At 62.7% G+C, this 14,810-nt stretch carries 16 protein-coding genes; 7 read left to right on the forward strand and 9 right to left on the reverse strand.

The window, feature by feature from the left end; genetic code table 11:
* The first annotated feature begins 1 nt into the window (after position 1).
* Positions 2-1,351 carry an LLM class flavin-dependent oxidoreductase gene (locus OSC37_RS14925; RefSeq protein ID WP_267162227.1) on the forward strand — a complete coding sequence of 450 codons (1,350 nt, stop codon included), beginning with the start codon at positions 2-4 and terminating at the stop codon, positions 1,349-1,351.
* Here the strand turns inward: OSC37_RS14925 and OSC37_RS14930 are convergent, their stop codons facing one another.
* The 3 genes from OSC37_RS14930 to OSC37_RS14940 form a co-directional block, all read right to left on the reverse strand.
* Positions 1,352-2,272, reverse strand: coding sequence for an RNA-guided pseudouridylation complex pseudouridine synthase subunit Cbf5 (locus OSC37_RS14930; RefSeq protein WP_267162228.1), 921 nt, complete (start codon positions 2,270-2,272; stop codon positions 1,352-1,354). It abuts the gene before it with no gap.
* A complete protein-coding gene (gene cmk / locus OSC37_RS14935; RefSeq protein ID WP_267162229.1) occupies positions 2,272-2,853 on the reverse strand; it encodes a (d)CMP kinase in 582 nt (193 codons plus the stop codon). The genes OSC37_RS14930 and cmk overlap by 1 nt, the downstream gene beginning before the upstream one ends.
* 83 nt (positions 2,854-2,936) lie before the next feature.
* Entirely contained in the window at positions 2,937-3,548 is a 612-nt protein-coding gene (locus OSC37_RS14940) for a DUF7549 family protein (RefSeq protein ID WP_267162230.1), read from the reverse strand.
* Between the two features lie 107 nt (positions 3,549-3,655).
* On the opposite strand from OSC37_RS14940, the gene OSC37_RS14945 reads away from it, so the two are divergent.
* From OSC37_RS14945 to OSC37_RS14960, 4 genes are read left to right on the forward strand one after another with little or no spacing between them, the layout of a single operon-like run.
* Entirely contained in the window at positions 3,656-4,675 is a 1,020-nt protein-coding gene (locus OSC37_RS14945; RefSeq protein WP_267162231.1) for a DUF4129 domain-containing protein, read from the forward strand.
* Complete coding sequence (locus OSC37_RS14950; protein WP_267162232.1) at positions 4,675-5,307, forward strand: DUF7269 family protein; 633 nt, start codon at positions 4,675-4,677, stop codon at positions 5,305-5,307. Before OSC37_RS14945 ends, OSC37_RS14950 begins: the two co-directional genes overlap by 1 nt.
* A complete protein-coding gene (locus OSC37_RS14955) occupies positions 5,304-6,656 on the forward strand; it encodes a DUF58 domain-containing protein (protein WP_267162233.1) in 1,353 nt (450 codons plus the stop codon). Before OSC37_RS14950 ends, OSC37_RS14955 begins: the two co-directional genes overlap by 4 nt.
* Positions 6,653-7,192 carry a DUF7519 family protein gene (locus OSC37_RS14960; RefSeq protein ID WP_267162234.1) on the forward strand — a complete coding sequence of 180 codons (540 nt, stop codon included), beginning with the start codon at positions 6,653-6,655 and terminating at the stop codon, positions 7,190-7,192. Before OSC37_RS14955 ends, OSC37_RS14960 begins: the two co-directional genes overlap by 4 nt.
* Here the strand turns inward: OSC37_RS14960 and OSC37_RS14965 are convergent, their stop codons facing one another.
* The 5 genes from OSC37_RS14965 to OSC37_RS14985 form a co-directional block, all read right to left on the reverse strand.
* Positions 7,193-8,152, reverse strand: coding sequence for an AAA family ATPase (locus OSC37_RS14965; protein ID WP_267162235.1), 960 nt, complete (start codon positions 8,150-8,152; stop codon positions 7,193-7,195).
* Positions 8,153-8,196: 44 nt separating this feature from the next.
* On the reverse strand, positions 8,197-8,946 hold the full coding sequence (locus OSC37_RS14970; RefSeq protein WP_267162236.1) for a DUF5781 family protein: 750 nt from the start codon (positions 8,944-8,946) through the stop codon (positions 8,197-8,199).
* Between the two features lie 50 nt (positions 8,947-8,996).
* Complete coding sequence (locus tag OSC37_RS14975; protein ID WP_267162237.1) at positions 8,997-9,296, reverse strand: DUF8036 family membrane protein; 300 nt, start codon at positions 9,294-9,296, stop codon at positions 8,997-8,999.
* 2 nt (positions 9,297-9,298) lie between these two features.
* Entirely contained in the window at positions 9,299-9,574 is a 276-nt protein-coding gene (locus tag OSC37_RS14980) for a winged helix-turn-helix domain-containing protein (RefSeq protein WP_267164205.1), read from the reverse strand.
* A gap of 116 nt (positions 9,575-9,690) precedes the next feature.
* The gene (locus tag OSC37_RS14985) at positions 9,691-10,743 is read right to left on the reverse strand and encodes a hypothetical protein (RefSeq protein WP_267162238.1); all 1,053 of its coding nucleotides are present in this window, start codon (positions 10,741-10,743) and stop codon (positions 9,691-9,693) included.
* 306 nt (positions 10,744-11,049) lie between these two features.
* On the opposite strand from OSC37_RS14985, the gene OSC37_RS14990 reads away from it, so the two are divergent.
* Complete coding sequence (locus OSC37_RS14990; RefSeq protein WP_267162239.1) at positions 11,050-13,239, forward strand: elongation factor EF-2; 2,190 nt, start codon at positions 11,050-11,052, stop codon at positions 13,237-13,239.
* 266 nt (positions 13,240-13,505) lie between these two features.
* On the forward strand, positions 13,506-14,201 hold the full coding sequence (locus OSC37_RS14995; RefSeq protein ID WP_267162240.1) for a DUF7117 family protein: 696 nt from the start codon (positions 13,506-13,508) through the stop codon (positions 14,199-14,201).
* Here the strand turns inward: OSC37_RS14995 and OSC37_RS15000 are convergent, their stop codons facing one another.
* The gene (locus tag OSC37_RS15000; protein ID WP_267162241.1) at positions 14,202-14,747 is read right to left on the reverse strand and encodes a hypothetical protein; all 546 of its coding nucleotides are present in this window, start codon (positions 14,745-14,747) and stop codon (positions 14,202-14,204) included.
* Positions 14,748-14,810 lie beyond the last annotated feature (63 nt).

Here is a 14,810-nt window from a genome sequence, read left to right on the forward strand (position 1 = left end):
CGTGAGCGAACGCCTCCGTCTCAACCTCTTTACGATGAGTTCGGTCGAACACGTCACTGTCGGCTCCTGGCGGTATCCCGGCGACCAGTCCAGCCGATACCGCGACCGGGAGTACTGGACAGATGTCGCTCGGACCGCCGAACGAGGCGGCTTCGACGCGGTCTTTTTTGCCGACGTACGCGGCATCTACGACGTGTACGGCGACTCGGCCGACCCGGCACTCGAACGGGCCGTCCAGACCCCCTCGAACGATCCGGCCTACGTGATTCCGGCGATGGCCGAAGTTACCGACGACCTCGGCTTCGCGGTGACGAAATCCACCTCATACAACCACCCATACCAGTTGGCCCGCGAGTTCTCGACGCTCGACCACCTGACAGACGGCCGGGTCGCGTTCAACATCGTCACCTCCTACCTCGAATCCGCGGCGGCCAATCTCGGCTTGGAGGAACGCATCGACCACGACGAGCGCTACGACAGGGCTGAGGAGTTCATGGCGGTGTGTTATGCCCTGTGGGAGGACTCCTGGGCGGACGATGCCGTCGAGCGCGACGCTGAGACCGGCCGGTTCACCGATCCCGAGAAGGTCCACCGAATCGACCACGAGGGAACCTATTTCGACGTTCCTGGCCCACACGGCTGTGAACCCTCACCACAGCGGACGCCGGTGCTGTACCAGGCGGGCTCGTCGGACCGCGGCCGAGAGTTCGCCGCGAAGCACGCCGAGGCAGTCTTTCTCAGCCAACCCTCGGAATCCGCAATCGAGGAGTACATCGCCGACCTCGAATCCCGCCTGGTCGACCACGGCCGCGAGCCCGGCTCGGTCGCCTTCTTCCCTGGGCTGGTGCCGATTGTCGGCGAGACCGAGGAACTCGCGGCCGAGAAATACGAGAGCTACGTCGACGCTATCGACACCGAGGGCGTCCTGACGCTGTTGTCTGGGTTCGTCGACATGGACCTGTCGACGCTCGACCCCGACCAGCGCCTCGAACACATCGAGACTGAGGCCATCCAGGGCGTCGTCAACGCCTTCACCACCAACGACGACCGCGAGTGGACCGTTCGCGAGGTCGCGGAGTTTGCCGGCCTCGGCACGACCTCGCCGGTCGTGGTCGGTACGCCCGAGGAAGTCGCAGACACCATCGAGAGCTGGTACCGGGACCTCGGCATCGACGGTCTCAACGTCAAAGAAGTCGTCCGCCCGGGAACGCTCGAAGACTTTGTCGACCTCGTCGTCCCCGAACTCCGCGAGCGGGGCGTCCTCGAACCGCCGACCGGTGAGACACTCCGTGAGCGGACCTGCGGGCAGCGCGGCCTTCCCGCCGGCCATCCAGGTCACCAGGAACAGTAGTTAGACAAGAACGCGTTCGAGGTCGACGACCGTGCCTGACTCTGCCTCGGGGTCCCCGACGAGCCGACCCAGACAGACCGCCGCTCCATCGGGCGTGTAACAGGCCACCAGGTCGCCGTCTTCTGGTGGACTCTCCGCCCTGTCTCCGGCCGTGACGCCGATGACACCCGGCGCGTACACGGGCGCACCCTCGGCCACTTCGCGGGCCGCCGTCGGTGCAATCGTCACCCGTCCGAGCGTCGCAAGCGCCCGCTCGGCGGGAGCGACAATCTCTCGCAGCGGTTCCTCGTCGCCGTCTTCGATCCAGAAGGCGAGAGCGTCGGCGAGGTCCTCCATTGTGACGAGGTTGGTGTCGTCGAACGTGCCGGTCGCCGACCGCCGCAGGTCGCCCATGTGTGCGCCGGTCCCCAGCGCCAGGCCGATGTCGTGACACAGCTTCCGGATGTAGGTCCCCGATTCACACCGGACTCGCAGGAGGAGCTGGCGGTCAGCCCGGTCCAGCACCGAAATCTCCTCGACGCGGCGAACCCGGAGCTGGCGTTTGACCGCGCTCTTGCGCGGCGGCTTCTGGTAGAGGTCGCCCTCGAAGGCCGACAGCGTCGCCTCGAAATCGGAGGGCAGCGGGCCGTGACACTCCAGGACGGCGACGTACTCCTTCTGGCTGTCGTCGAAGACCTGTGCGAGCCGGGTCGCCCGGCCGAGCATGAGCGGCAGCGACCCCGTCACCTTCGGGTCGAGTGTCCCCGCGTGAGCTACCCGGTCGATGGTCTGGTCGGTCGCTGCCAGTGCGTCGGTCACGAGGTCGCGCGTCCAGTCTGCGACCTCGTGTGAGGACGGTCCCGGTGGTTTGTCGAGGTTGACGAGGCCGAACGACAGCAGCTCGGCGGGCGACCGCTCGTCAGGTGGGGGACGAAGCGACATCACTCGAACTCGTAGCGAATACCCGTCACAGGTGTCTTCCCCTCGTCGGCGTCTGGCTCGTAGGCGTCGATGGCTGTCTCCGTCAGCGAGAGGACCCCATCAGGGCTCCAGCGTGCGGTGTCAACCACGAGGTCGTAAATCGAGAGGTCTCTGATATCGATGCCGTAGTACTCCTGGTAGCGTTTTGATTCGCTCTCGGTGCGGGCTTCGGTCTCCTCGCGTGCGGTCTCGACTGTCTTGTCCTCGCGGTCGGCGATACGCTCGGCCCGAACGTCGAGCGGTGCATCGAGCCAGATTTTGAGGTCGGCGTGGTCACCGGCCATCCAGCCCGCGAGTCGGGATTCGAGCACGAGGTCTTCCGACTCCCTGGCTGTTCGTCGCAGCCGTCTGTCGAGGTCTCTGTCTATCTGGTCGTCGTCCTCGGCGAGTCGGTTCAACTTGAGCGGTGACAGGTCACGCTCGGCGGCGAGGTCACGAAAGATATCGCCCCCAGAGACGTGTTCGTAGTCGAGGGCGTCGGCGAGTGCCGCCGCAAGCGTGCTCTTGCCACTGCCGGCTTGCCCGGAAACGGTAATCAACATACCTAACCTCACACAGTCTACCTAAAAGACGTTGCGAGTTCGGGCCGGCTACGGCCCGTGGACGGCCGAGCTTGAGCGTCGGTTCACTTCTCGTCCGCCCGCTCTGGGACTTCCTTCGTCGCCAGCAAAACCGCCGCAAGCGCGCCGATGACGATAACGCCCACCGGGATGGGTATGCCGACGATATCCCGCTCCTGGAAGTAGAGGTAGCTGGAGCCACAGATAGCGAGGGTCGCGACCCCGAGCAATCCACCCATCACCCGCACCTCGCTGACGGGGAGGCGGGCGCTGGTTGCCTCGGTCCTGAAGTACAATCCGAGACTCAACACCACCGCAAGCGCGAACGCGACGGCGGCCACCGTCCAGAGCAGGCTCGCCTGTGACAGTGTCCCCTCGTAGAAGCTCGCCGAGGTCGGCGGCGACGTGAGATAGACGCCCCCGAAGAGGTTTGTTCCGGCGTACTGGGCTTCGAGAAACTCGGCGAAGTTGCCAATCTGGATGTTTCCGGCCGTGACTGTCTCCTCCCGGAGTTGTAACTCGAAGAGTGCAAACCGGAGGACGAACATCGTCCCTTCGGCCGCCGGTGCCTCCTGGACCGTTGCGCTCGTGTGATAGGTCACGTTCCAGGGGATAAGAAGCGAGACCCAGGCCGCGAGCACCGCCAGTTCACTAGTGTAGCGCGAACGTACCCACATGTCCGTGCAGTGCTCTGTCACAGGACCAACTTAAGTATATCCGTCTCACGACAGCCGACTGGCTGTCATGGCACGGCTTTACGAAACATGGTGGTTTTTGTATCAAGATGCGCAAGGGAAACCAGTTGATGAGGGATTCATTGGTTCCCATCGCTGTCGCCCTCCTCTGTATCGTCGGCATCGGTCTCGGCGCGGCGGCAATCACGGACAGTCTTGATGGTGACGGCGGTAGCTCTGGTTCGCCGACAGCTGGCAGCCAGAGCCCCGGTGGTGATACGGAGAGCGCTAACGAATCCGGAGCGGGTGGCAGTCCGCTCCTAGGAGAGGGCGGCCAACAGGGCGACGAGTGTACCGCGGATTACAACTCAAGTGACCTTTCGGTTGTCGCCGTGTTGCTCGCACTTACAGTCTCAGCGCTGGGGGCTATCCACCAGCGAGAGGTCATGGCGGGTATAATCACGTTTCCGCTCGTCTTTCTCCCGGCGATGTTTGTCGTCATCCTGATAACAGCACTGTACGGTTGTCCGCCCCCCGGTGGAGGGGCTGCACAGGCCGCCGCGAACGTCTCGACCGATGCCGTGACAGATGCTGTGAGTGGGTCGGGCGGCGAGTCGGACGCTCCAGCCCAGCGGCTTCGGCTGGGTGGTATCTTCGTTGCTGTTCTCGGCGCGCTCGCCGTGCTTGGCCTGTACCTGCGGGGCAGAAAACGCCGGCTCGAAGAGAAAGAGACCTTCGATGAATCGGACGTTGCAGACGAGGTCATCGCGGCCGCAGGTGACGCGGCAGACGAGATAGCTCAGGTCTCCGACAGCGAGAACGCCGTCTACCGCGCCTGGGCGCGAATGGCCGAACCACTTGACGTGGCCCATCCCGAGGCCAGCACTCCCGGCGAGTTCGCCGATGCGGCTCTTGCTGCCGGACTCGACACCGACGACGTCGACGAACTCACGAAGTTATTCGAACAGGTCCGGTACGGCACGACGCCGGTTACCGACGACCACGAGCGCCGTGCTGAGGCAACCCTCCGGCGAATCGAGCAGAGCGGAGCTGCTCAGGGAGTCGCCGAGGACGAGGGGCCAGCTCAGGATAGTCAGCCGGCCGACGTGAGCGGAGGTGACAGCCAGTGATGACGAAGCGAACGACGGCCGGTCTCGTGCTCTTTGTGGCTGCCGTCGCGATTATGTTCGCGCCCCAGTTGGGTTATGACATCCCGCTTGCGAGGCAGCTGACGATTCTGCTGGGAGCATTCGTCATCGGTGCCGGCTACCTGTACGGCAGAGGGGAGTCACGGACCGACACGAATATTCCCGACATCGAGGGGCCCACTGCGCTGCCAACGCCCGGCGACGAGATTGAAAACCAACTGGAAATACTCTCTAGACACCCGTTCCGGCCGAACGAAAAGCGCCGGTGGAGAAAGACACACGACGACCTTCAGGAGCGGCTACACTCGCTGGCCATGGCGACGCTGTCCAAGCGATACAACCTGACGGAGGCCGAGGCAACCCAGCTGCTCGAATCGGGTGCCTGGTCGGAGAACGACCATGCCGCCGCCTTCTTCGAATCCGGCAATAGCGGCGGCGAGCCGTCGCTCATTCCGTGGCGCAAGGGCAAGACAACAGCCGGGGAACAAGCCGGCCACGTCATCGACGAACTCGGAGCCATCGAACGTGGTGAACGACTTCTTCCAGAGGGAGCACTCACGGCGATTCAAGAAGGCAACGATCCGGCACGGCCGAACACGGGTGAGTCGGCGTGAGCCTCCTCGAAGAACCAGACGAAGAGACAGAGACGGCCGAGGAATCTACAGAGCCGGAACGCGAGTTGGCCCCGCTCCGCCTGATCGATACTCACACCCCCGATTACTGGAACGTTGTCGGCGGCGGAGTGATGATTGCTGTGGGGCTGGGAATTATATTCCAGACGGCGGCGCTGTTGCTCGCGCCGGTGGTTGCAGTCGGGATACTGGCCGTGCGACCGCTCTCACAGCCTCCGAGACCGGAGCTCGGTATCAGCCGGTCGCTTACCCCCGAGTCGCCCGACGCCGGTGAGACCGTTACCATCGAAACCACGGTGCGAAATCTCGGAGACAGCACACTCTCCGACTGTCGGTTCGCCGATATCGTGCCCGACGAGCTCCGTGTTACGTCGGGGTCGCCGCGGCTCGCAACCAGACTAGAGCCGGGCGAGACGTGTACGCTGGAGTACGAACTCGAAGCTGAGAGCGGAAATCATCAGTTCAAGGGCGTTTATGCCGTTGTGACAGACCAGATGGCCACACGGGAACACGAGTACGAACTGGCTGGCCCGACACAGCTCAACTGCCGGTACGAGCCAGAGCCACTCGATATCCCGGTCGTACGGCGGCTGACGACGCCCTATGCCGGCCGGCTGGCGACCGACGAATCCGGCGAGGGGCTCGAATTCTACGCGGTGCGCGAGTATCGGAGAGGCGATTCGCTCCGCCGCATCGACTGGAATCAGTACGCGTCGAGCCGGGAGCTTACGACGCTCCAGTTTCGCACACAGCGGTCGACCTCGATTGTGCTGTTTATCGACCTGCGCCAGAGTGCCTACACCCGTACCGACCAGTCTGAGAGACACCCTGTCGACCGTAGTATCGACGCGGCGAGTCGACTGCTTGTAACCCTGCTCGACGAGAACCATCGAGTCGGTATCGCGACGCTTGGACCGGATTACTGGCTCGCGCCCAGCGACACCTCGACCCACCGGACTAGGGCACTGGAGGCGTTCTCGACGGAGCCGGCGTTCTCCTCGGGCCAGCCTGACAACGCCCACCCGATTCGGCTGCGGGCGATACAGCTCCTCCAGCGGCTGACTGAGCCGACCCAGATACTCCTCTGTACGCCCCTTACCGACGACAAGGTAGAGGTACCGATTCAGCTGCTCGAATCGGCGGGCCACGAGGTGACTGTCATCTCGCCGGACCCGACGTGCATGGACAGCCGTGGCGGCACCGCCGCGGCGCTCGACCGTCAAAGTCGCATCGACCGTATCCACGGCTACGGCGTCCCTGTCATCGACTGGGGTGCCGACCAGTCACTCGATGTGGCTGTTGCGCGGACGATGGAGGGGTGGTCGGGGTGAGCGCAGACAGGACCTGGGCGGAGTTCACGTATCACCCGCCGACGGCAGCGACGGCCGCCGCACTCGGCGCGTCGTTCGTGGCAGCCGTGGCGCTCGCCTCCGTCCGACTGTCCCTTGCCCTCGTGTCTATTACGGGTGGTCTCCTGCTGGCGCTGGGGATGTACCGGGGCAGCCATCGAATCGTGACCGCCGGTGCTGGCGTGATGTTCGGTGGCCTCTGTCTACTCGTCGGGACCAGCGGCGTGGTGGTGCCCGCGCTGGTGGCTGCCGGCGGAACAGTTGTCGCCTACGACGCCGGACGGTACGGCGTCCGACTCGGCGAACACGTTGGTGAAGACGGCAAAGCGACCCGAGCGGTCGTCTATCACGTCGGCCAGACCGTCGGCCTGACCGCCGTTGGCGGCGCTGTGGGTGCCAGTATCTACTACGTCTCGCCGACAGAACAGCCGGAGTTTGCTATCGTCGTCCTGCTGGTCGCGGTCGTGTTGCTTGTCTCGGGGCTCGTTCTCTCGGGCTCGGAGGCGTGGTCGGAGTAGTCAGGCCTCCAGCTCGACAGTCGGCACAGGGACCTGGTTGAGGACATCTCTGACGACACCGCGCTGTTCGACACCCTCTATCGTGGCCTCCGGCTTGAGAACCAGACGGTGTGCGAGCACCGGCTCGACAATCTGTTTCACGTCGTCGGGCGTGACGAACTCTCGGCCCTGGACCACGGCGTGTGCACGTGCGGACTCGAACAGCTTCTGGGTGCCCCGTGGAGAGACGCCGACCTCGACCTGGGGGTGGTTCCGGGTTGCTCGCCCCACTCTGGCGATATACTTCAACACGTCCTCTTCGATATGGACTGTCTCGGCGACCTGTCGCAGGCTCCTCACCGAATCCTGGTCGAGTATCGAGTCGACCGTCGGCGTCTGTTCGTCGCGTCCTGCCCGCCGCCGCAGGAGTTCGAACTCGCCTTCCTCTTCGGGGTAGCCAAGCGACGACTTCACCTGGAAGCGGTCGACCTGCGCCTCGGGGAGTTCGAACGTTCCTTCCTGCTCGACAGGATTCTGAGTGGCGATGACGAAGAAGGGCTCTGGCAGTTCGTGGGTGTCGCCGTCGACGGTCACCTGGCGCTCTTGCATCGCCTCCAGCAGTGCGGCCTGTGTCTTCGGCGGCGCACGATTTATCTCGTCGGCCAGCACTACGTTTGCGAATATCGGTCCCTCGGAGAACTCGAAACTCTGGTCGCGTTCGTTGAAAACGTGTGTCCCCGTCACGTCAGAGGGAAGCAGGTCGGGTGTGAACTGGATACGCGAGAACTCGAGGCCGAGCGCCGTCGCCAGCGAACTCGCGGTCAGCGTCTTCCCGGTACCGGGGACGTCTTCGAGCAACACGTGGCCACGCGAGAGGACGCCGACCATGACCGTCTCCATGAACTCCCGTTCGCCGATAACTGCGTCGAGTATCTCGTCGATCACCGACTGTGTCGTCTCGCTTGCTTCGGTAACGTCCATGCTTCCAGAAACAGGTTCTGCCCTCTTAGGGCTATCTCTCCGTCTCAATCCGCGGCGGGACCCGTCCCACCGGCGTACTCACGGGCCGCATCGACCAGGTGTTTCCGGTACTCGCTCGCGTCGGGGTCGGCGTCGAGTGACCTGAACAACTCCTTGAAGCGCTCGAAATCGATTTCTGGGGCGTCTGCGGCGGCAGCGTGTGCGAGGTCGTAGAGCCGGTGGTCGTCGCCGACGAGGTCGTGGCGTTCGACCAGACCGAGGGCAAATGCCGCGTTGACGGCCGTAATCTCCGGGTCTGCACCGGCAGCAAGTGGGTCCCACGCTCCGGGGCCGCTCGGGTAGTCGACCAGCGACTTCGCGAGGCTGGCTTCGAGAAAGTCGACCAGCTTGTCCGCCGGGGCGACATCGAGCCAGAGGTCGTCGGCGTAGATGTCTTTCATGTGGTTGGCGATCTGATAGCAGTGGGTGAGCTTGCGTTTCTCGACGGTTCGCCCAGTCAAAGCGAGGTAGATTGCTTCCTCTGTCGACTGAGTGTGTGATGGGTGTGCCTGTTCGTGGTGGTGCATGTGGGCGAACTCATGGAGTGCAAGCTCTCGGGCCATCGCGCTCGTCGCGGCCTGTCGGGAGATGGTCAATCGGTGCCCGTCTTCGGCGTGGCTGACGCGGGTCCGCTCGTCGGGGTCCTCGACGACGGTGACCGTCACGGACTGTTCGAGTGGCCACTCCGATTCGACGAGTTCAGCGGCGGCGAAAAACGGTTCTGCAGGGCCTGGTCCCTCCTTTGCAACGTCCATACGCACATATCCAGGGGACGCTGGCGTATTACAGTTGCGCCGAACCCGGGCTACTTGAGGGTCACGTATGTGAGGAAGCTGACTGCCACGAGCTCGAGTAGATGCATGCCGAGCGCCACCTGGCCAGCGATGGGGTCGGCGGCGTACAGCATCTTCATACTACTGAGGAAAAACACCAGACCGACCAGGTTCTCGACCAGTAAGACGAGACAGAACCCGAGCAGACCCAGCACCATCGTCGACCGGAACTGCCGATAGTTCCGGAGCCAAACGAAGGCAATGACCGTGAGCAACACGCTGTTGACTGCGGTGAGGGCAATTCCGAGAACCGTCGGCACTCCCATCGCCATCGCTAGCTCACCTCCCCCGAGATCTCCTCGAAGGTCTCTTTGTGGCGCTCGAACTGGTCGGTCAGGAAATACAGTTTCCCGTAGTCGTGCTCGCTCGCTTCGACGACGTTGTGTTCTGCCAGCATATCCAGGTGGTGGTCTATCGTGTTGTAGTTGAGGTCCAGCGCATCGGCGAGCTCGTTCGCGTTACGGGGTCTATCTGCCAGCTCTCTGACGATGCGGACCCTGTTAGCACCGCCGCGGCTGCCAGCGAAAAGGTACCACAGGGCCTTCTCCATTGATTTCACCTGTTTACTCGACGCAAGCAAATGCGTTTCGACATCGAGTGCCTGCCCATCCGCGTTGTCTCCCTTGTGGTACATCGTGTTCGGTGTTGTCGTAGGAAGAGTCTGTCTCAGTTCACCGATACGATGGGGCAGTTGACGGTCGCCGCGCCCATCGCGAGGACGTTCGCGTCCGTCGCCGAGTCGAGGTCGGATACCCCATCGAAATCGGCGTTGTCATAGGGGTTGACCATCCACAGCGGTGAGTAGCCCGCCTTTCCCGGCAGCGTCGCGACGACGTTGTGGGTCTGGTCGTTGCCTTCCTCGGTCATGAAGCCAGACGCAGGGCCGCCGCCCTCCTGGCCGGGGTTCGTGTTGAAGCTGACGTAGATCGGCGACAGCGATACGTTGCCGTCGCCGTCTGCCTCGTAGCTGTCCTCCTCGAAGAGGAAGTACGGGACGACCTGCCCGTCGTACCAGCCGTCGACAAGCGGTGCCTCGTCGTGGTTGTCCCCGAAGTGCTTCGAGGCTGTCGACCCCTCGGGAACGACCGGACAGTTCTTTATCATCCCGGTCGGCTCGACATCGTAGCCCGCCTCGGTGATGTCGTCGACGCTGGTGGCGACGTTAGCCTCGTAGTCGTCCGGGACAGTGACCTTGTGGACGTGCCAGAAGTCGTTGTAGCCCTCGTCGCCAGGAATTACGTCGATGATGTTGAGCTGGTCTCCGACTGGGTCGCCGCTCTCGTAGAACAGCGCATAAATCGGTGCCGGCGTCTGGGACTGGACATCGAAGTTGTAGTACTCGACCATCTCGCCGTCGGGGCCGAGACCTCTGGTGATATGTGGCCCCTGGTCGAAGTCAACCGGCTCGTCCGGGCCCGGGAGACCGTTTTCGTCGTTGCGTACGAGGAGCGTGCCGGCGTCCTCGCTGAAACGGTCGACCGCGGCTGCCGGTGCATCAGACGGGTCGGTTGGCTCTGGACCGTCTGAACTGTCTTCGGTCGTCCCATCGTTGCTGTCGTCCATCGTACCTCCACCGCCGTCCATTGTATCTCCACCGTCATCCATCGAATCGTCGCTGTCGTCGCCGTCGTCGCCGCCGAGACAGCCTGCGAGGGCCACGGCTGTCGAGCCGCTGGCTACCTGTATAAACTTCCGCCGTGTCGTATCGTTATCTGACATTCCATCTCAACCGTTCGACTGGCCTGTAAAGGGGTTTTTTCAACATGTGGACAAATTCTGCTGGACCTCCAGCGTGAAACAGTTGAAATTTCGCTCCAATTTGGCCGCCCTGTGGGCGGTCATGTAACTGATGGTTGTGTCCGGCAAAACTGCCGCGCGTATGCAGACGGATACTCTCGTCTCGCTCATGGGCAGTCTCGACAAAGGGGTATGTGCAAGAATAGCACGCAAACCTCCGAGCGAGCCGGATTTTGTCGGCACGAAACACTACCCTTTTGACCCTGCTACCGGTATGCGACAGTAATAATGGGCCGACGAAAGAAAATCGTTCAGGAATGTGAAACGCTGATGAATAAACCGGAGAACATCCGGAACATCGCGATTGCGGCACACGTCGACCACGGGAAGACGACGCTGACGGACAACCTGCTCGCGGGCGCAGGGATGATTTCCGACGACACCGCAGGCGAGCAGCTCGCAATGGACACCGAGGAGGACGAGCAGGAACGTGGAATCACCATCGACGCGGCAAACGTTTCGATGACCCACGAGTACGAGGAGACGAACCACCTCATCAACCTCATCGACACGCCAGGCCACGTCGACTTCGGCGGCGACGTGACGCGTGCGATGCGCGCGGTCGACGGTGCGCTTGTGGTTGTCGACGCTGTCGAGGGCGCGATGCCACAGACCGAGACGGTCCTGCGCCAGGCGCTTCGCGAGGGCGTCAAGCCGACCCTTTTCATCAACAAGGTCGACCGCCTTATCTCCGAACTGCAGGAGGGTCCCGAAGAGATGCAGGAACGGATGACCAGCGTCATCCGTGAGGTCAACGACCTCATCCGGGGGATGACCGAGGAGATGGACGACATCGAAGAGGACTGGACGGTCTCCGTCGAGGACGGAACCGTTGGATTCGGCTCTGCGCTCTACAAGTGGGGAGTCTCGCTGCCGTCGATGCAGCGCACCGGAATGGACTTCGGCGAGATTATCGACCTCGAACGCGCGGACAAGCGCCAGGAACTCGCCAAACGAACGCCGCTGTCGAACGTCGTGCTCGACATGGTCTGTGAGCACTTCCCGAACCCTGTCGACGCACAGCCCCGTCGTATCCCGCGCATCTGGCGTGGCGACGAGGAACAAGACGTTGCAGACCAGATGCAGCTCGTCGACGAGGACGGCGAGGTCGTCCTGATGGTGACCGACATCGGTATCGACCCCCACGCGGGCGAAATCGCCGCGGGGCGTGTCTTCTCGGGGACCATCGAGAAAGGCCAGGAGCTGTACGTCTCCGGGACCGCGGGCAAAAACCGCGTCCAGAGCGTCGGCATCTATATGGGTGGCGAGCGCGAGGAGGTCGACCACGTCCCAGCCGGTAACATCGCCGCCGTCACCGGTCTCAACGACGGCATCGCCGGCTCCACAGTTTCGAGCGTCGAGATGACTCCCTTCGAGTCCATCGAGCACATTTCGGAGCCGGTCATCACGAAATCCGTCGAGGCGAAGAACATGGACGACCTGCCCAAGCTCATCGAGACACTCCAGCAGGTCGCAAAGGAGGACCCGACAATCGACATCGAGATCAACGAGGACACTGGCGAACACCTCATCTCCGGACAGGGTGAGCTTCACCTTGAGGTCGTCACTCAGCGTATCGAGCGCAACCAGGGTATCCCGGTGACGACCGGTGAGCCGATTGTCGTCTTCCGCGAGGCACCCCAGGAGGACAGCCGCGAGGTCGAGGGTATCTCGCCGAACCGTCACAACCGGTTCTATCTGACCGTCGAGACGCTCGACCAGGACATCATCGACACGCTCAAACAGGGCAAGGCGTCGATGGACATGCCCGAACTCGAACGCCGTGAGGCGCTTCAGGACGCCGGCCTCGACAAGGACACCTCCCAGAATGTCGAGCACATCCACGGCGCGAACATCATCATCGACGACACGAAAGGTATCCAGCACCTCAACGAGACGATGGAGCTGGTGCTCGAAGGGTTCGAGGAAGCACTCAACGACGGCCCGCTCGCCGCTGAGCCAGTCGAGGGCGCGCTGATTACGCTCCACGACGCACGCCTGCACGAGGACGCCATCCACCGCGGTCCCGCACAGGTCATCCCTGCGGTCCGCCAGGCGCTGCACAACGCACTCATCGACGGGAGTGTCAAGCTGCTCGAACCGATTCAGGAAGTCCGCATCGACGTACCCAACGAACACATGGGTGCCGCAAGCGGCGAAATCCAGGGCCGACGTGGCCGTGTCGACGACATGTACCAGGAGGGAGACCTGATGGTCGTCGAGGGCGTCGCACCGGTCGAAGAGATGATTGGCTTCTCGTCGGACATCCGCTCGGCCACCGAGGGCCGTGCCTCCTGGAACACGGAGAACGCCGGCTTCCAGGTGATGGCTGACAACCTCCAGCCCGACCAGATCGACGAGATTCGCGAGCGCAAGGGCATGAAGCTCGAACTGCCCCAGAGTATCGACTACTTCTAAACCTCTTTTTACTTCGTTCGACAGGCGCTTCGCGCCTGTCGTGATGACGAGAGAGCTTCGCTCTCTCGAACCACCTCGGGTTTCCTCGGGCCGCTTCGCGGCCCTGCGGGAACCTCTCGGTCGCAAAAACTAGGGGAAAAACTCTCTCGACCCTCGCTTCGCTCGGGTCGAGTGAACCGCGCCTGCGGCGCGGATGCTTGGTGACAGGTCCTTTGATTCCGGTGGTAGACGACTCGTATAAGAGGCTGGCTGTGCTATGGCAGGATATGGAACTTCGGGGCGAGCGCGAGTGTCAGTCCTGTGGTACGAAGTGGTCGTACTACGAGACGGGCGAGATTACCTGTCCGGCGTGTGGGAGTATTCGGAGCGTTGGCCTCGACGAGCCGACGGCACACACGGCGGGTGCCGCCGAACTCGACCTGACCGATATCAGAAACGAAGTTGGTGACGTGAGCATCGAGACGCTGGCCGATGATGCTGCCGAAGCAGCCCGGACGTACCTCCGGAGTGTCGGATTCGTCGACGCGGGCGAGTTACAGCCCCTCTCCGATACGGTACTGGCAGCGAGTGAACTGCGCCGAGTCGGTGCAACGCTCGGCCGCGTGATGCGCGTCGACGAGGACGAAGAACTCTATCTGCTTGAACTGCTCCGTCTTGCCGACCAGAACGACCGGCCAGCTCCCGACGAGGTACTCGAAACACTGGCACCGGAACGTGGGCTCGGGGTCGCCGCCGCGGTCGACATCTACCTCAGGGACCTAGGTCGGGTCTACGAGGACCGCGACCCGGATGCCGACCGAGTGTTGTCCTCCCTTCGCTCACGCCGGAAACGAATCGAGGCGCTGGATGGCGACGTCGACCCCACCGAAGCAGAAGGGCTCGTCAGGACTACCCGAGACGTGAGCGCGTACCTGCGCCAGGACGACGAGGCGGCGCTCGCCCGGGCACTCGAACGGCTGTAGCTACCAGGTCAGCTTCCAGGCTGCCTTCTCGTCGTGGCGGGAATCAACCGCATCGAGAACTGGGACCGCGTCGTCACCGCCGAGGTCTTTGACAACTCCTTCGAACACTCCTTCTGCAAGTGGAACGGTGTACGGCCAGTCGTCCGAAACAGCGACCCGTGCCTCTCGTGTGCCATCGACGGAGACCAGGTATCGCCCTCCAGGATGTGGGTCTTTGCCGCCTCGATGGGCCTGCTGGTGCATGTCATCGAGCAGTTCGAGGCCGTCACCGACAGTCGTGATTTCGTCGGGCCACTCAACGGCAGACGCGCTCGCAGCACCACCTTCCTGCATCGTCGACGAGCCCACCTGATGCTCGATGCGCTGATACGTCTCTGCGGCATCTGCTACCGGATACCACTGGTCGTAAACTACCTCTTCGGAAATGTGCTTCTTGAAGATATCTCGGACCTTCCGCTCGAACACCGGCGAAACGGCTCCTGCACTCTCGATGAGCGACGCAATATACTGACCGCTCAGTTCGGCGTCAGTGTCTAACTCTGCCATCATCAGTTTAATGCCGCTATCTGTTCATATAGATTCAGCATTAATATCCAGGCAAATATTATT

The sequence above is a fragment of the Halovenus salina genome, from assembly GCF_026410925.1.
In the GTDB taxonomy this organism is placed as follows: Archaea; Halobacteriota; Halobacteria; order Halobacteriales; family Haloarculaceae; genus Halovenus; species Halovenus salina.

Bases quoted from the DNA above. Each gene is read 5' to 3' on its own strand.
- OSC37_RS14945 (WP_267162231.1), top strand. From the start codon at position 3,656: ATGCGCAAGGGAAACCAGTTGATGAGGGATTCATTGGTTCCCATCGCT.
- OSC37_RS14965 (WP_267162235.1), bottom strand. From the start codon at position 8,152: ATGGACGTTACCGAAGCAAGCGAGACGACACAGTCGGTGATCGACGAG.
- OSC37_RS14940 (WP_267162230.1), bottom strand. From the start codon at position 3,548: ATGTGGGTACGTTCGCGCTACACTAGTGAACTGGCGGTGCTCGCGGCC.
- OSC37_RS14975 (WP_267162237.1), bottom strand. From the start codon at position 9,296: ATGGCGATGGGAGTGCCGACGGTTCTCGGAATTGCCCTCACCGCAGTC.
- OSC37_RS14950 (WP_267162232.1), top strand. From the start codon at position 4,675: ATGACGAAGCGAACGACGGCCGGTCTCGTGCTCTTTGTGGCTGCCGTC.
- OSC37_RS14995 (WP_267162240.1), top strand. From the start codon at position 13,506: ATGGAACTTCGGGGCGAGCGCGAGTGTCAGTCCTGTGGTACGAAGTGG.
- OSC37_RS14970 (WP_267162236.1), bottom strand. From the start codon at position 8,946: ATGGACGTTGCAAAGGAGGGACCAGGCCCTGCAGAACCGTTTTTCGCC.
- OSC37_RS15000 (WP_267162241.1), bottom strand. From the start codon at position 14,747: ATGGCAGAGTTAGACACTGACGCCGAACTGAGCGGTCAGTATATTGCG.
- OSC37_RS14985 (WP_267162238.1), bottom strand. From the start codon at position 10,743: ATGTCAGATAACGATACGACACGGCGGAAGTTTATACAGGTAGCCAGC.
- OSC37_RS14980 (WP_267164205.1), bottom strand. From the start codon at position 9,574: ATGGAGAAGGCCCTGTGGTACCTTTTCGCTGGCAGCCGCGGCGGTGCT.
- OSC37_RS14930 (WP_267162228.1), bottom strand. From the start codon at position 2,272: ATGTCGCTTCGTCCCCCACCTGACGAGCGGTCGCCCGCCGAGCTGCTG.
- cmk (WP_267162229.1), bottom strand. From the start codon at position 2,853: ATGTTGATTACCGTTTCCGGGCAAGCCGGCAGTGGCAAGAGCACGCTT.
- OSC37_RS14990 (WP_267162239.1), top strand. From the start codon at position 11,050: ATGGGCCGACGAAAGAAAATCGTTCAGGAATGTGAAACGCTGATGAAT.